The organism is Stieleria marina, from assembly GCA_007741555.1.
Taxonomy (GTDB): Bacteria; Planctomycetota; Planctomycetia; order Pirellulales; family Pirellulaceae; genus K23-9.
The window spans coordinates 5,430,810-5,447,622 of the sequence record CP036526.1 but is presented as its reverse complement, the minus strand read 5'-3'; the positions used below and the strand labels follow the sequence as shown (position 1 = coordinate 5,447,622).

General features: G+C 53.9%; 14 protein-coding genes. 4 read left to right on the top strand and 10 right to left on the bottom strand.

The features are described 5' to 3' along the window. The first annotated feature begins 119 nt into the window (after positions 1-119). Both hemL and K239x_RS19330 read left to right on the top strand, forming a co-directional pair. Complete coding sequence (gene hemL / locus K239x_RS19335) at positions 120-1,373, top strand: glutamate-1-semialdehyde 2,1-aminomutase (protein WP_145422454.1); 1,254 nt, start codon at positions 120-122, stop codon at positions 1,371-1,373. Positions 1,374-1,536: 163 nt separating this feature from the next. Further along, a complete protein-coding gene (locus K239x_RS19330; protein WP_145419825.1) occupies positions 1,537-2,421 on the top strand; it encodes a polysaccharide lyase in 885 nt (294 codons plus the stop codon). Positions 2,422-2,485: 64 nt separating this feature from the next. On the opposite strand, the gene K239x_RS19325 is transcribed toward K239x_RS19330, so the two are convergent. The 6 genes from K239x_RS19325 to K239x_RS19300 form a co-directional block, all read right to left on the bottom strand. Beyond that, positions 2,486-3,604 (bottom strand): hybrid sensor histidine kinase/response regulator, encoded by a 1,119-nt coding sequence (locus tag K239x_RS19325; protein WP_145419824.1) that lies wholly within the window; start codon positions 3,602-3,604, stop codon positions 2,486-2,488. A gap of 16 nt (positions 3,605-3,620) precedes the next feature. Then, positions 3,621-4,892 (bottom strand): ATP-binding response regulator, encoded by a 1,272-nt coding sequence (locus K239x_RS19320; RefSeq protein ID WP_145419823.1) that lies wholly within the window; start codon positions 4,890-4,892, stop codon positions 3,621-3,623. Then, entirely contained in the window at positions 4,889-5,365 is a 477-nt protein-coding gene (locus tag K239x_RS19315) for a response regulator (RefSeq protein WP_145419822.1), read from the bottom strand. The genes K239x_RS19320 and K239x_RS19315 overlap by 4 nt, the downstream gene beginning before the upstream one ends. After that, positions 5,347-6,408: a sensor histidine kinase gene (locus K239x_RS19310; protein WP_145419821.1), complete on the bottom strand. Its 1,062-nt coding sequence runs from the start codon at positions 6,406-6,408 to the stop codon at positions 5,347-5,349. Before K239x_RS19310 ends, K239x_RS19315 begins: the two co-directional genes overlap by 19 nt. Before the next feature lie 387 nt (positions 6,409-6,795). Further along, on the bottom strand, positions 6,796-8,118 hold the full coding sequence (locus K239x_RS19305) for a beta-ketoacyl-[acyl-carrier-protein] synthase family protein (protein WP_145419820.1): 1,323 nt from the start codon (positions 8,116-8,118) through the stop codon (positions 6,796-6,798). Between the two features lie 224 nt (positions 8,119-8,342). Beyond that, positions 8,343-9,533 carry a hypothetical protein gene (locus tag K239x_RS19300; protein WP_419189169.1) on the bottom strand — a complete coding sequence of 397 codons (1,191 nt, stop codon included), beginning with the start codon at positions 9,531-9,533 and terminating at the stop codon, positions 8,343-8,345. Positions 9,534-9,752: 219 nt separating this feature from the next. On the opposite strand from K239x_RS19300, the gene K239x_RS19295 reads away from it, so the two are divergent. After that, the gene (locus K239x_RS19295) at positions 9,753-10,292 is read left to right on the top strand and encodes a hypothetical protein (protein ID WP_145419819.1); all 540 of its coding nucleotides are present in this window, start codon (positions 9,753-9,755) and stop codon (positions 10,290-10,292) included. A 32-nt stretch (positions 10,293-10,324) separates the two neighbouring features. On the opposite strand, the gene K239x_RS19290 is transcribed toward K239x_RS19295, so the two are convergent. The 4 genes from K239x_RS19290 to K239x_RS19275 all read right to left on the bottom strand — a co-directional run bounded on the left by K239x_RS19290 (position 10,325) and on the right by K239x_RS19275 (position 15,162). Beyond that, positions 10,325-12,217, bottom strand: a complete 1,893-nt coding sequence (locus K239x_RS19290) for an adenylate/guanylate cyclase domain-containing protein (RefSeq protein ID WP_145419818.1) — start codon at positions 12,215-12,217, stop codon at positions 10,325-10,327. Between the two features lie 123 nt (positions 12,218-12,340). After that, complete coding sequence (locus K239x_RS19285) at positions 12,341-12,904, bottom strand: hypothetical protein (RefSeq protein WP_419189168.1); 564 nt, start codon at positions 12,902-12,904, stop codon at positions 12,341-12,343. A gap of 116 nt (positions 12,905-13,020) precedes the next feature. Beyond that, complete coding sequence (locus tag K239x_RS19280; protein ID WP_145419816.1) at positions 13,021-13,860, bottom strand: polyphosphate kinase 2 family protein; 840 nt, start codon at positions 13,858-13,860, stop codon at positions 13,021-13,023. A gap of 102 nt (positions 13,861-13,962) precedes the next feature. Further along, the gene (locus K239x_RS19275; RefSeq protein ID WP_145419815.1) at positions 13,963-15,162 is read right to left on the bottom strand and encodes a glycosyltransferase family protein; all 1,200 of its coding nucleotides are present in this window, start codon (positions 15,160-15,162) and stop codon (positions 13,963-13,965) included. A gap of 898 nt (positions 15,163-16,060) precedes the next feature. Here K239x_RS19275 and K239x_RS19270 point away from each other — a divergent pair. Beyond that, a complete protein-coding gene (locus tag K239x_RS19270; protein WP_145419814.1) occupies positions 16,061-16,759 on the top strand; it encodes an apolipoprotein acyltransferase in 699 nt (232 codons plus the stop codon). The last annotated feature ends 54 nt before the right edge of the window (positions 16,760-16,813 follow it).

Below are 16,813 nucleotides of genomic sequence, written 5' to 3'. Positions count from 1 at the left end.
GTAGGTCGCACGTTGCGGGTACGCAGTTTGTTCCTCAGCAGAGAGATTAGTGTAACGTGTCGATTCATCACGCCATCGGCGACAAAAGTGTTGCTGCTTTCGATCGGGCCCGAAAATTGATGCCGGGCGGAGTCAATAGTCCGGCACGCGCATTTGGTGCCGTCGGAGGATCGCCGCTGTTTATCGATCATGCTAAAGGACCGTACCTGTTCGATATCGACGGTCGGCAGTTTGTCGATTACATCGGATCGTGGGGCCCAATGATTCTGGGGCACCAGCACCCTGCCGTCATCGAAGCGGTCACAAAGGCTGTTCATCGCGGTACTAGCTACGGCGCTCCGACCGAAGCAGAATCGAAACTGGCTGAACAGGTCATCGAAGCGGTTCCCAGCGTCGAAAAAGTTCGTTTGGTGAATAGTGGAACCGAAGCGACGATGAGCGCCATTCGCGTCGCACGAGGCGCTACCGGACGGAACAAGATCATTAAGTTTTCGGGTAACTACCACGGACATGTCGATAGCTTGTTGGTGGCAGCGGGAAGCGCAGCGGCTACTCTGGGAGTCCCCGATTCGCCAGGTGTTACACCGGGCGCAGGCGGCGACACGATTGTGTTGGCGTACAACGACGTCAATCAATTGGCAGCTGCATTTGACCAACACGCTGGTGAAATTGCGGCGGTGATCTTGGAACCGGTCGTCGGCAACATGGGTTGTGTCCCACCAAGTCAGGAGTTCTTAAACGCACTGCGGACTGTCACCACCAAAGATGGCGCGATTCTGATTTTTGACGAAGTGATGACTGGTTTTCGTTTGGCCTTTGGCGGAGCACAGGAACTTTTTGGCGTGACGCCCGACATGACGACGTTGGGCAAAATCGTCGGAGGCGGAATGCCGCTGGGGGCTTACGGCGGCCGCGCCGATATCATGGACAATGTGTTGCCAGCCGGAAAAGTGTTTCAAGCAGGAACGTTGAGCGGCAACCCTGTTGCGGTCGCGGCGGGGAGTGCCACATTGCAGCTTTTGAAAGACCAGCCACCGTACGAGTATCTGGAGGCAATGGGCGAGCGTTTGGCGACGGGGATCGATCAAGCTGCGTCCGACGCAGGCATTGATCATGTCGTGCAACGAGTCGGCAGCATGATGACTTTGTTCTTCAACCCTGATCTGGTGACCAACTGGGACCAAGCCGATCGGTGCAATCGTGACGCCTACGCCGAGTATTTCTGGGCCATGATCGGCGAAGGAATCTATTTGCCGTGTAGTCAATTTGAGGCACTGTTTTTCGGAAACGCTCACACGGAGGCTCTGATCGACCAAACAGTCGAAGCCGCCAGGAAGGTGCTGCCAGATTTGGAAAGAGCTGCCAAGGCTTAACAAAGAGACGGAAAAACGCTGTTACGCGGCGGGGTACGTACGTTTACTTGCTCCAGTTGGGCGGAGCAAGGATGCATGGCGTTCCCACGCTGCCTATTTTGGCTATATTGCCACGTGGGGCCGTTTGCCGCCCGCTGTGTTTTTGCCGTTAGGTTTCGTTGCCATGCTCTGTTTCTTTCGCTGCCCTTTGGTTGCCGTCCTCAGTTTTGCTCTTAGTTGCTTGGCCTTCGGGGCGTCAAATTGCGACGCGCAAGTTGTCTACGAAAATGCGTTTGGTCATTATTCGCAGAATCAGCTCTACACCAAAGCGGACTGGAAACTGGACTGGTACTCTCCCGTTTGGGAAGACGGTATTCGGGAGGACCGAGTCGCGATTCAGCTGGTGCCGAATTTTCGCGGCAACACGACAGCCAGTTTATCGGTGCTGTATCCTGCCGGCGCGGTTGGCCCCAAAGACGGCGGCGCGCAGTGGAAACTTGATTTGCCGTCGCTCGCGACGCAAGTCCGTTTGCGCTACCGTGTCAAATTTGGTGAAGGCTTTGATTTTGTTCGAGGCGGAAAACTGCCCGGGCTTGCTGGCGGGACGGCGCCGACGGGCAACACTCGTGCAACTGGCTACAATGGTTGGTCGGCTCGAGTGATGTGGCGGACCGACTACGAAGGCCTACCCGGCGTGGTGCCTCAGACGACCGCCAACTTGGTTCAGTACGTCAAGCATCCTACTTCCGGATACGATCAAACTGGTCGCGACGAAGACGACTACTATTGGCACGATGATGGTGTGCCGATCGAAGTTGAATCGGGCCGTTGGTACTTGATCACCCAGTTGGTCAAACTGAACACGGTCGGGCGTTCCAACGGTCGGATCAAGGTTTGGATTGACGGTCAACGCGTGTTAGATCAACGCGACATTGAATTTCGATACACCGATCGACTGAAGATCGACGTGATGTATTTCAGCACGTTTTTTGGTGGTGGAAGCGACGACTGGGCGCCATCCAAAGACGAAGTGATCTTCTTTGACGATTTCAATATCGAGCTGCGTTAAATCGAAGCTCGTGACGGTGGAGTCGCGGCTGAGAGTTTCTTGATTGACGCGATGAAAGAACGTCTCAGACGCTGCCTGCGTGTTCAACGGCATTGCCACTGGGGGAGTCAGCGGCAATGGGAATGCAGACGCGAAGCTCCGTCGAACCGTCTTTCGTGGTCGTCGCATCAATCAACGCGTCGTGCAACTCGGCCAGCTCTTTGGCGATTGCTAATTCCAAACCGGTCGTTTTGTTTTGAAAACAATCGTCTGGATTGGCGAACGGCTCGAACAGGTTTTCCGCAGACGTCGGGCTGATTGAGCTGTGGTACGTTGTTCGGAATTCGATACCGGATGCAGTGGTTTTGTCCAACTGCACTCTGACGGATCTACCCGGCTGGCTGACAGCGATTGCGTGATTGATCAGGACATCAAACATTTGGCAGAGCAGCATGTCGTCCACGTTGGCGCTGACCTGCGGCATGATCGCGGCTTCCAACACGGGAGCACCGCTGTCTTCGACGTTGATCGAACCGGCGGCACGCTCGACACATTCATTGACGAGTTCTGAAAGATCGACCGTTGCGATTTGAACATCCGTCTTACCAGATTTCAGTTCGACGTAAGATTCGCCAGCTTGGAGCCAACTCAGCAAACGCACCGCAGAGTTTTCGATCTGTAGCGCCATGGAACGACACTTTTCGGCGCTCGGTGGTTGGTCGGCTTGCCCCAGGACCTGCGAGACCAACAAAATTGATGTCAGTGGAGTGCGATTACTGTGCTGTAGTATGTTGAGCAGTTGGTCTTTGGCAGCATCGATTTCTTCGACGTTTTTAAGACGAAGATGGACGCGAACTTTTGCCAACAGTTCGTCCTCGTCGAACGGTTTGGTCATGTAATCATCGGCACCCGCATCAAATCCTTCCAACCGGTGAGCGACGGCTGTCTTGGCCGAAATTATGATGATTTTGACCCAGGGACAAACAGATTGCCGCAATCGCTTACAGACTTCGACGCCATCGATTCCAGGCATCATCACATCGAGTAAGACGATGTCCGGTCGAAACTGTTCGGCGTCAATCAACGCGGTCTCTCCGTCGACGGACATGCGGACGTCATAGTCGCCGGACAATATTTCGTGGCAGATCTCTCGGTTGACGGCGTTGTCGTCGACGACCAGCACTCGTTGTTTTCGTTGTCGCATGGTGTGTGATCTATTTCTAAGATGTGGTTGTCTTGGCAAGGGGTGGCGATAGAGTCGCCGGTTCGGGCGATGGTTGTTCGATTGGCAGACACACGACAAAGGACGCGCCACCGTGGATTCGGTTATTGGCAGTCAAAGTGCCATAGTGTGAGTGAACAATTTCATGACTGATGGCCAACCCTAGTCCGGTTCCTCCCGCACAGGTTTTGGTCGCCGACGATTGGATAAACTTGTCAAAGATCGACACGTTTTCATCGACTGGAATCCCCGGTCCATCGTCATCGACCATCAGCAGCACGCTTGTGCCTTGCTGCTCCACCTGGATCGTGATCGTCGAATCGAACTTGGTGAATTTCACCGCATTTGAAATCAGGTTCCTGATGACTTGGTCGATCCGCTGTCCATCTGCCCAAATCAGGGGAATATCTGTCGGCAAGTGGATATCCAGTGAGACGGATTTTTCGCTTGCAACGGCATCGAACCGCGATGCTTCGCGTCGAACGCGTTCTCCCAAGTCGATTTCAGAGAAATCCAGTGCTGAGCATCCGGCTTCCAGTTTGGAAAGATCCAAAAGGTTGTCTAAAAGATGAAGAAGAACTTCGCCACTGGATTCGATTTGTTCAAAGTACCGATTCAATTTTTCCACCGGTACGCTTTGGTGTCTTCGGACTCCGAACCTAGCAAAGCTCAATATACCATGTAGCGGTGTCCGTAATTCGTGCGACATGTTTGCCAGGAATTCGCTCTTCGCTCGGTTTGCCGCTTCCGCTTCGTCTCTGGCTGCCCTCAGCTCTTCGGCGACACTCGCAATCGCTTCGGCGGCATGTTTTTCGGACAATGCGATCACGTGTTCGGCTTGCGTGGATCGCAAGCTGGCCATGACGCGACTGCGTTCGATGGCATAACGAATGGCTCGCGCAAGGGAGTGAGAATCGATGAGAGATTTTTGCAGGTAGTCCGAAGCACCAAATTTCATCGCTTCGATTGCGACGCGGTCATCGTCCATGCCCGTCAACGCAATCACTGACGTGTCCATAGCCACGTCGACCAGCGAAGCAATGGTTTCGGTTCCACGGCTGTCGGGCAAGTTAAGGTCCGTCAAAATGACGTCCGGTAGTCGAAGCTGGATCTGCCGAATTGCGTCGTCTAAGTTGACGACTCGATGAATCGCAAACTCCGATTTGAACTGATAGACGCAGGGTGAACGCGCAAGTGCGCGTTCTACCAACCGCGCATCAATGTCGTCGTCTTCCAAGAGCAAGATTTCGATGATTCGTTTGTTGCTCATTGGGCATCACCGGCCAGTGAACTGTTGCTTATGTACGACGCGGCGCACACGGGGAAGCGAACCGATTCGAGGTAGTTTTCTACCAGAGATATTTGTGATTGTAGTTCTTGACCGGCGCGGGACTTGACCAGATATCCGGCGACTTGCATGTCATAGGCCGCATCTCGGTCGCGCTGATCGTCGGAGGTTGTCAAAACAAACACGATCGAAGTGCGTAAGTCGCGGTCTTGCCGCAACTCGCTCAAAAATTGCAGTCCGCCCATTCGCGGCATGTTCAAATCCAGCAAGATCATCACCGGGCCGGATATTGGGCGGCAGCCATGGTCGCCACGCAGCAGATCAAACGCTTCGATACCATCGTGCGCGACGATTACCTCGTTGCGAATGTCATTCCGCTTCAACGCCCGTCGTATGACCATTGCATCGACGTCATCGTCATCGATCAGGAGGATCTTTACTTGTTCACTAACCACGATCGTCCCTCCGTATTGCAAATGCTGTAGTTGTTCTGCGTTCGTTTGGGGGTCGGTTGCGATGGCCGATCTAGCACCGCGCAAGGCCAAGTGAACTGAAGGGTTGCTCCATGGCCGAGCGTGGATTCGATGCCGATTTCGCCGTCGTGTTCTTCGATGATGCGCTGAACCATCGAAAGTCCCAAACCGCTTGATTCGACTTCATCACGGCGACGAAGTGTTTGGAACATTTGAAAAACAACGTCGTGATACTCTGGAGCAATGCCTGGGCCGTCATCGCTGACCGCGACTTCCAAATTACAGTTTCGTATCGACGCCGTAACGTGGACGTTTCCCGCTGACTTGTGATGGTGCTTGATCGCATTGCCGATTAGGTTGCGGAGTACCTGTTCCAAGGGAGAACGGTGTGTGGTCAGCAGAGTCGTTTCGGCATCTACGGTGACATGGAAGCCGCTAGGAATGTCCAGCACGTCGATGGCAGATTGAGTCGCTTCGGTCAGATCAAATGTCTCCAACGAAAAAGTCTCTGTTCGCAGTCTGGAGTACATCAGCATGCCGTCGAGCATTTTGTCCATTCGGCAGACACGTCCCCGGAGTGTTTCCAGATCGTTCAAAACGTTCTGGGATACTGCGTCTCCGGCTTCTTCGATGACAAAGCTTGCGAGATGATCAATGGCACGAAGCGGGGCTTTGAGATCATGCGAAGCTGCATAGGCGAACTGATCAAGTTCTTCGTTGCTGCGACGTAGCTCTTCGGTCGCACGCAAGAGTTTTTCGTGCGAGCTGCGCAGTTGAAAGTTCTTGATTTCGAGCTGTTCGTTTTGTCGCCTGAGAGCTTTGTTGGGGTCACGGTTTTCTTGGGTCGCAAGGATCGACTTGCCCAAGTGTTCAAGTTGAAGAACCACACGCCAAGTAATCAAGGCGAGTAGGCCCAGGAAGCAAGCTAACATCCACGGCGATGGCCCAATCGACAGCGTGATCGATAGTCCGGGAATGACCAACAGGATCACGGCCAGCATGGCTTTGGATAGCGATGGGCGCATTGTGCGAAATGAACTGGAAATTGCATTCCATATGCGAGTTGAGTCTGCTGTTTCCTTCACCGAGAGCCCCCCGATCGATTGACGTATCGTTATGGGGCTGCCGCGAAAGCGAATCCGATATGTTGCCCCAACTAACGTATATGGCTTATGCGTGAGGGGCCTGCAGCTGATTCAAGCTCGCATCGTTTGTCGGTTTACCCTCGGCGCCATCGAAGCTGCCGAACGTAACGGTGATCCCGGTGGGTGGGAGAAAGACATCGAACGCCAATCACAAAGCCGAACGTTCGTGCGCGCGAGAAAGCGTGCAACGGAGATCGTTGTTCCGAGTGTATTGGCGTGGAAGAACGTCGCGCCGCCACAACGATTAGCGAAGAAGCGAAGGTCAGCCTACGCCACGAATTTTTGGACGCGCACGCCTGATGCTTGTCCTTGCGGCGTCACGTTGATGCTGACGAATTCGTCGCCCGCGGGGGCCGATTCGGTGCACAGGTTCAAATTGCACTTTGGATCGGGGCTGTCGCAGTTCAAGATCGGGAACAATTCGCCGCCTAGCGATTTCAGGCTCGCAACGATCTCGACCATTCCTGATCCGGCTCCCAGATTTCCGAAATGGCCTTTGGCAGTCGTTACCAACGGTTGCTCGCTGGCGTTGCCGAAGACTTCCACGATTGCTTCGGATTCTTGCTGGTCCATGTCGACCGTGCCAAGTCCATGAGCATGAATGTGTCCGACTGCTTTGGGATCGCCGCCGCGTAAGACACTTCGCAGCACATTTGTGGCTGCTTGTTTCAGCGAATGGCTGGAAGCGTTGACACCGACCGATGAGGTTCCGTAGCCAACGATCTCGCCAAGAATGTTCGCTCCTCGATCTTGAGCATGGGCAAGCGATTCGCAAACAATGGCTGCGGCGCCTTCGCCGATAACGCTGCCATCACGATCGGCGTTGAAGGGACGACTCATCGTGGCAGGATCATCACGATCAGCAGCAATCGATTCTTGTTTTGTCGCATGCAGTGAACGAAGTGGATGAATTCGGGTTCCCGTCGACCCGGCGATCATAATGTCCGCGATTCCACGTCGAATCATCGACACGACTTCGGCAATCGCTGCGCCGCCGGAGGCTTCTCGCAACGTCAATGAGTTATTGGGGCCCTGTAGGTCGTTGTAAATCGCCACATGGCTGGCAGGCATGTTGGGCAAATACTTCAACAGCCACAGCGGACTTACTTCGGGTTTGCCGATCTGGCCCCATTTGTCGAAATGAAACTGACCGTCTTCTTCCATCACTTTGATGAATGCCCGTTCGAATTCTTCCGGCCGCGACATGATGTAGTCCGTGCCGTAGATCACGCCGGTGCGAAATTTGTCTCGGTTCTCTAGCGTCAGTTCAGCATCGTTGAGTGCAAGTTGTGCACACGCAACGCCCATTTCGATCTCGCGACACATCAGCTTGCTGCCTTTGCGGATCGTTCGCTGAAGCTTTTTGTCCATGGGACCGTAGTTGTCGATGTGTCCCGTGAAGGACAACGCTTCGGCGCCATGGTTGGTACACAAAACGTCTTGCGGAAGTGTTTGCAGTTTTCCGACAGCGCTTTTGCGGGTTCTTAGCGCATCGACCAGTTCATTTGCGTCGTTGCCAAACGGGCTGACGACACCAACTCCTGTAATCACTACACGAGCTTTCGAGTTGAGATCTGAACTATTATCCATTTGGGCCGCCCGATGCCTCGGGCCAATCGAGTCAGAGCAGAGCACGCGCGACCGCCTAGCCGAGCGTTTCTGTCTCTATCGTGAAGCGGAGTATTCTAGGCTGAATGACGAAAACGTCGTAGACCCAGTAATTCGTGGGAAATGCGTTTTTTAAGCCACAGGACAGGGATCTGAAACGCGAGGCGATTGCATTGAGCACACCGATGAAACGGCGAAGCCATTGCTTAATAGCGTCCACGGTTGGATCCACCGACGCCGGTCGCAATTTGCGGTGCCAATGGCGTCGTCGTCAAGTTCTCGGACGCTCGCCCGCGGAATTCAATAAACATCAACGCGTCGGCTCGGCCAGCAGTCGTTCCCGTGAACATTTCCATGTTCAGCAAAGGCACGGCAGCCTGTTTTCGCTCTGGGCTGGCAACCACTCCACAGGACAGCAGTAGGACCATGTCCGATGGCCAGCGAAATCGTTCGTGCAAACGCCAGCTGACCACTTGTGGAACATCGATCTGTGCGCGATGGACTTGGGCGTTGGGAAGCGGGAGATCCAGTTGAACTTTTTTTAGTTTATCTACCTGATCGATGCTGGCGTTGATTACGCAGTCAATCGTTTGGCCATCCGTGCTAAGCAGGGGACTGATCGATAGCTTGTAGCCTTCTTCGACTTCACCGGTTTCTGGTTCATAGGGAGGCCAGCCAGCGGGAGACGGTTTGATATTGCGAACGTAATTGCGTCCGCGTGTTCGAGCTAGTTTTTCGGTTTGCCCATTGTACGTGATCATGTCCAATGATTGAACTTCGCGGGTGTCTGTGCGTTGTCGCAACATGTTGAGCACCAAGGCTGCATTCTCTTTGCTTAGCAACCATGCCTGCACACCAGCCGAATCGACGGGAACGTGCTGCATCATCAAGTGAGCACGGCTGCGCCAGTTGGGGTTACCGACCGTCATCACTCGCAAGTTCATTACTTGAGGATCTTTCTCGCCAGCGACGAATCGATCCACGACTCCGGCAATCATTTCGTGCATTTCACGTGTGTGATAAACCGAAAGCTGGTCCCGGTCCGCGCTTAAAAAACCGAACGGGGCGGTGAACCACACGTCGGTGCCGGTTTCGCGAAGCACCCAATCGACAATCGCTTGTTCGGGATGATCGTGCTTGGTCAGATAGCCGGTGTAAGGCCGCAGATCGTAAACACGATGTTCTTGGTTGGCTGTGCGTGGAAGCTGACCGCCACCGATTGAACCGCGCGGGTCGGCCGCGGCAGTTTGCGGTGCTGATGCATTATTCTGCAAGCTCGGCGGCGTTTGTACACCTTGAGCTGACGCCATGTTGGGCTGCCAGATGATGGCGACGCACAAAACGGCGAGTACGATTGTGGGCGAGCTATATACGAAAACCGAAGACTTGAGTCGCATCGATTTCATTCCTAAGTCAAATTGGGCGTGAGATCTGTCGCTTGCCTATAGCGGCTTGGTCACTTTGGCGGCAAGTGCGAAAAATAGGTGTCCGTGGCATGCTTGGCAATTTGCGTGCTTGATGTCGCAATTTGCCAACGGACAACACGTCACGCGATTTTCATTAGACTTTGCAATCTGAACCCTGTTGGCCCGACCCCAAAATTGGAATTGACCGCGATGTTGACACTCTGGCTCCCTGTCGTTCTATCCACGATTGCTTGCTTCTTTTTCAGTTTTTTGTCGTGGATGGTGCTCCAACTTCACGCCAAAGACTGGGTGAGGATCGACGGCGAGGACGAGTTTATCGACCAAGTTCGCGCTCTGAAAATTCCCGAGGGCAACTACATGTTCCCGGGATGCGCCAATAACAAAGAGATGCAGGAGGAAGCGTATCAAGCAAAATACAAATCCGGGCCAAGAGGGATTTTGTCAGTCTTGCCAGCCGCAAACATGGGTAAGAACTTGGGGCTTACCGTTCTGTACTTCTTTGCGTGCAATTGTACCTTTGCGTATCTAGCCAGTTTCGCTCTGGAGTCGACCACGGATTTTGTCACCGTGTTTCGCTTTGTTGCCACGGTGGCGTTGTTCACGTTCTGCGCTGCGATTATCCAGCATGCCATTTGGTTTCGCATGCGAGTTGTCGGCCACGTGATCGAGTCAATCGCCTACTGTCTGATCGCAGGTGGAATCTTTGCTGCTTTGTGGCCCGCAGCGTGACGCATGCCGAAGCGTTTTTGCGTTGACCCGGCTTACTTTTGAGTCAGTCGCCAGACGCCATTGAATCCGTCAGTGGGTTCGTCCAATTCCGTTACCACCTTCGACAGCAGCTTGAGGCTTGGTCGGTCGTTGGGAAACAGCGGCAGCACGGCACCCAAGATGCGAGCGGCGTTGGTGAAATTCCCGTTCTCGAATTCTTGGGACGCTGATTCGTAGTCGTGCTTTAGCTTTTGCCACAGTTCGTCGGTCGTGGCTGCGATCTCAAAAACTTCGATGACTTCATTGATACCTACGACATTCAGTTTTGCGATGCGTCGCGTGTGGTCTTGATGCGGCAGTTGGCTGATCGTGGTTCCGCTGACTAGGCAGTTAACGCCAAGTTGTTTGGTTGCTGTTTGCAGCCTTGCGCCGACGTTGACGGCGTGTCCGAGCGGGCCGTATTTGAATTTTTGACGTGATCCGATATTTCCGACGCGGGCTTGGCCGGTATTGATCCCGATTCCTGCTCCGAATCGATTCGGCAACGCATCGGCCCACCGCTCGCGAAGAATCTCGATGGTGTTCAGCATCGACATGGCGGCATCGACGGCCAAAGCAGCGTGATTGGGTTGGTTGCTCGGTGCTCCCCACATCGCCAGCAATTCGTCGCCGACGTAATCGACCAAAACACCATCACGCTGGATCACGCATTGGCTCAACTCGCTCATGACATCGTTGATCCACTCGATCGACTTTTTAGGCCCTAGTTTTTCGGTCGCGGCGCTAAATCCTCGGACGTCACAGAACAGAATCGTGACTTCTGCGTCCTGGCCGTCCATCAACTCTGGGTTGGAAACCAGCAGGTCAGCGACTTTGGGCGAAAAGAACCCGGCCAGTTTGCTCCGGTTCTGCTCTTCGGCGTGCAGTGCGATGCCTCCGGCGATTGCCCCTGCCAGAATTTCGACCAGAGTCGCTTCCAGGTCGCTAATCGATACACCCGTGTCAACGAAACTCGCTTGACGACGATCGCCATACAACGCACCGATAATTTCTCGCTTCGAATTTAGAATGGGCGCGACGACAGCGCATTCGATCCCCGCAAGTGAATCCGTTCCGATGCCTGCGTTGGATGTATCGTGCACGACAGTCCGTCCAAGCTGAGTCATCCGCTGCAGTAACCCTGAACTGACTTCCGCCGCACTAAGATTCTTCGATCGCACGGCGGGGTTTTCGTCGTCGCCCTTGTTATACCGTTCGGCCACCGCCCAGCCGTTGTTGAATTTGCCGTCGACAGAGATCCGATCGGTTTCGGGGGTGTCGTCGCGAACCAGCAAAACGGTGCGATCCAGATCCACGATCTTTGTGGTGGCGACCAACGCATGGCGATAAAACGCGCTGGTGCCGTTCGCAGATTGGACGACTTGGAGAGCCAGTTGCAGCAGCTGAACCATGTCGGCGGCGTTGTCCAACTGGTTGAGCGTCTTGGGGCGCAGGTCGGTGGCTTCGTGTCCGGGGGTGATCGGAACGCTACTGAGGCTGCGATAGGCCAGGGAATCCGTTTCCATCTCTTCGCCCGGCTGAATTCGCAAGGCAATGTTTCGTGTAACGTACACCGTGATCTCACGTGCAAACGTTTCCATCTGCCCGGGCCCGATCGGTGCCTCGTCGTGGATCAACTGCACCGCATTTCGGTGATGCAGGTTTTCAATTACGAACTGTCCATCAAGTTGCGGCTCGAGCGAAAACCATTCTCGCGGGACTCGCTGTTGTGGAAAATCCGCGACGATAAGACGTGAGACGCCTTGTTCGGATTGATGGACCGCAAAGGGAGGCGGATCATCCACGCCCGGTCGAGGGTCGCGTCTGCCAATGACAAGATTGCTGTCGACGGTTAATTCGGTGGCTAGTTGCCGATCACGAAAAATGCTGACGCGACACTGGGCCATGAAAATACACTCGAGCAGGGAAGAGTAAACTTCGCCAAGTCTAGTTTATCCCGTTATGCCATCCAATGCTGTCGATCAGAAAGCTACGCTGCATAAGAAATCGAGGCCATTGGATCTCTGACGCTACTTGGATGTTTGTTGCGGTTTGGCCTTTTTCTTTGGCGGCCAGCCTTCGGCGTTTCCTTCGGCGACGATCTGCATGACGTCTTCTTCGGAAATGTTATTCAACAGGGCCATATGAGTCACTTCGCGATCCATGATCAGATTCATGGTTTTTCCAAGCGTCTTGGCTGCGACGGAGTCCTTGGTCACCATGACTTTCTTTTCGACAGATGATCCCGATGCAAGCCGATAGTCGTGGTAAATCTTTTTGCGCGTCGATTCCGGCAGTTTGACAATTCGATACGTCCCTTTTTCGACGGGAGCTTCGGCAACAACTGGGGGCGCCTGTTCTTGCTGGGGTTCATCGCCACCGGTGAAGAGGATGATGCCCAGCCCGGCGAGCGCTAACAGGCTAAACAAAGAACCAGCCAAAGCAATCATAGCGGTCTGACGCCGCTTACTTGCTGCACTTTTTGTTTTGGGTGTGGGCGTTGAATCAGTGGCCGGTTGGGCGGCGGGTTTGGACTTGGGCGGATTGTTGACGTCCCAGACGGTTCCGCACTGCGAGCACTTTACGTTGGCCATCGTTGCGGGAACGTTTAAGGCGGCGTTGCACCCTGGGCAATTGACACGTCGGACGGACATAGAGCTGCAGTTTTTTGAGAAGGAATTCGCGTGACGGCCAAGGCTGTTCGTAGTGGCTAAGTTTGTTGCTTGGCCAGTTCGGCTTCGTAGAGTGCTTTGATCTCTGCCAGGTCGACGTCTGGCTTGGGCATCTGGGGATTCATTTCGGAAAGCGTTTGGGCGACGATACTGGCAACCGATGCGTCACGGTACCATTTGTGATCCGCTGGAATGACGAACCATGGTGCAGCGTCGGTGCTGCATCGCTCGAATGCTTCTTGATACGCTTCGCGGTAGGCGTCCCATTTTGATCGCGCGGTGTAATCACCCGGATTTAGTTTCCAGTGTTTCTCTGGGTTGTCGTAGCGTTTTTTAAAACGTTCCAACTGTTCTTCCGGGCTGATGTGCAAGTAGATCTTGAGGATTGTTGTGCCCGCCAATGCCAAGCCTTGTTCAAAGTGATTGATCACTTCAAATCGTTTGCTCCAGACGGATTTAGGAACGATGTCTTCCACCCGCACTACCAGTACATCTTCGTAGTGTGATCGATTGAAAATCGACACCATGCCTTTTTCGGGCGTGCATTTATGAATGCGCCACAAGAAGTCGTGTCCGAGTTCCTTTTTGCTGGGAACCTTGAACGGGTAAGTTCGACAGCCCTGCGGATTCATCTGGCCAAGCACTTTGCGGATCAGACCATCTTTGCCCGCAGCATCTGGGGCTTGCAGCACGACAAGTAGCGACTGTTTGTCTTCGACAAACATCTTGTACTGCAGGTCTTGGATCTGCCGCACCATTTTGGCCGTGTGTTGCTTCGCAGCCTCTTTGTCCTCGAACGGGCCCTTGGTTTTGGTGTCCAAGGATTTTAGCTTCAATTTTTCGCCAGGTTTGACGCGGTGTTCTTTGACGAAATTCATGGACGCTGGTACCTAAAAGAGAGACTTGCTTGGGTGCTCTGCGATTATAGGTGACCCGCTTGATCGGCGGGTAGTGGATGCCAAGTGGGGCGATGCGGCCGATCAGCCAGCGACAGCATGAAGCCGTCTGGCAAAATCTGGGAATGCCGCCAGGACGCGGGTCCAATTTGGGATGGCGGCGGCACCGTTGGGGTCCGCCCGGAAAACTTCCGCCGCGGTTGTGACGCATTCAGCGAACGCATCGACAGTCAATTCTTCGCTATGCCGATCGTAGTCCAATGCGTTTACTTTTGCGTCCGCCGCATACTGCCGAATGCAATCCTGGGCAGACCGCAAAAAACTTCCACGCAGCGTGATGAATGTTGAACTACTCATCACCACGCCTTGGCTAGCCAGCGTGCGGTAGATCGTCGTCAAAATATCGATCGCCATTTTCATCAACCCAGCTTGGCGATTCTCCAGCGAAAGTTCTTGATGCTTGTGTTCGTAGAGTCGGCACAAATCGACCTGGCAAACTCGTTTGAGCGAAGTGTTGCGGTACACTTCGGCAAGCGTGCCGACTTCTAGTCCCCAGTCACTGGGGATTCGGTTACTACGGGCAAGGTTTCTAGTCAAAGAAAATTCACCCGAGAGCGGATAGCGAAAGTTGGCAAGAAACTTGACGAATTGGCTTTCGGTAAACGTCTGTTGCAACGCACGCAGCAGAGGCGCCACCAAGAGACGAACCACTCGGCCATGCATGCGGTCCGTAACACGAGCGTAGTAGGCTTTGCAAAATTCAAAGTCCAACGCGGGGTGGACCATTGGTAAACAGAGTCGTGACAAGAGCAGGCGATCGTAGTCGACGATGTCGCAGTCGTGCAAAACAAACGTGTCAATCTGAGGATTTGCCAGCAGGTAGCCAAATGCCGTCCATACGCTGCGGCCTTTGCCCGGAGTCGAGAGTGGCATTCCGGCATCAATCAATTCGCCGTACAGCGACTGGATTTCAGGGCCATCTGTCCAAAGTACTTTGGCGCGGTCACCCAAGGGCGCGACTTTGCGACAAGTCTCTTCGTAATCGGAGTGCTCCGGTGCAACGCCCAGTGTCACAGCGATGGTGTCGATATAGTCAGCTTGCTGCAGTTCCTTGACAATCTTGTCAAACGGTTCGGCTCGCATGTCCGACGCTGTCACCGGCAGGACCAATCCGATTTTACTCTCACGCGTGGCCGAACGAAGCATTTCTTCCAAGCGATCGAGTTCGCCGGTTCGGAGGTCATGGATCGTCGTGATTAAGTCGTGTTGGTAAAAATCAGGCATTTCGTTTTTCCGTTAACGTGCAGATTGTGTTCCACAAACACCAGATCATCTTGCCCCGATCAATGTCGGGACGTGGTGTCTGCGATACGTAGCCGTGTTGATGAAACCAGCCTTGTTAAAGCAAAAGATTACATAACGGGATCTGATGATAACGCGACGAACGCCGAGTGAAAGTTGTGGGCACAGAGGGGGGGAATCGACCACCAACTAGCCAAAGTGAGCGCCGATCCTGGCCTTAGTTTTTCGCAATGTCATCTAATCCTGGGGGGCCACGTCGCTACTTTGCATCGATCATCGCGACAAAGTCCGCGTTGTCGACGGGCGTCAATCAGATGCGATCCAACCCGGCAACAGTGTGCTGCGACAAGCCATTGAGCTTTTCGAGGACACACGCCAAACCGTAGGCAACGGCACCGGTCGTCGCATTGGGCGATGCTGCGGCTCGAGCAGTGTTGCAGCTTTAGCAATGTTGCAGCGTTGCGAGTGTCATCGACACCGTGGCGGTATTTGCTGCTTTCGTCAGCCGGTCAAATGGATCGGAAAACTCTGCGTATCTATTCGGATAGCGGATCTGGTATTCTTCCAAGCGGCGATCTTCCTCGCGATTGATGCGATCTCGTGTTCGATCGATTTGGAATGGCCGTTTTCCATTTCGTTGTGGATGCGACTGCCAGTGGTAGTTTTGAAGTGCGTCGATTTTTGCTGCGTCGTCAGGTGCACGGTTGGCAGGGGTATCACGGAGGATTCGTCGACGTCCTTTTACGAATGCAACAGTTTGTCGTTGCTGCTAGGCTTGCCAGGCAGTGAAAATGAATTGTTGCTCCGATGTCGGACGCTTCGATGCAGCCAGAGATGTTTCTCCTGCCATTGATGGCTTCCTTTGACGATACTGAATTGAATGCCTACCGAATTGTTGATACGTCGGTTCCATGAACTGGCAAACCTGGAAGCCCCAGCAGAAAACGATCCCGATGCGTTGATCGGATTTTTTCAGATGTTTCGTCCTGATGGCCGAGCACTGGAGGGGCTGTTTGATTCACTGGATTGCGGCCGCGAACTTCACCGTCGTTTAGACGATCTGTATGCGATCGCAGGTGACGATCGTCGCCCGCAAGGTGGGCGTGACGCGTATTTCATCGTTCGGCGTGGGCCGCTGATCGGCGCCGAAAGAGTTGGCGAACTGGGGACGGCTTGGTTGACTGGCATGAAAGAACTGGCAGCCGAAGTGGGGGACGAACAGCTTGTGGACGTTTTATCGCCGCTGCCGTCGATTCGTGTCTTGGAGGGCATTCCACCGAAGAATCCGAAAGTGGAGCATGAGAAATCAGCGTTCTTGGTCGCAATGCAAACCGCCGCGCCGGCGATGTGTGAGAAAATCGCCAATGCTGATCCACATGCCGAAATGCTTCGCCCGGCCTACTATTTCAATACCTGCGATCCGATGGTTCGCGACTACTTGATGTGGCCTCTGTATGCTGGCGTGACATCCGTGAAAGATCCGTTCTCGGCGTACTTTGAACTCTGGCGGCACCGGGTCAAATACCGGATCTTCAATGACAAGAGCATCGACATGTACATTCCTCGCCAAGTCTCGTAGCCGCCAGCGTTAGGAGCAGGGCAGGCCAGTTTTGGAAACTGCGGGCAGCTGTTA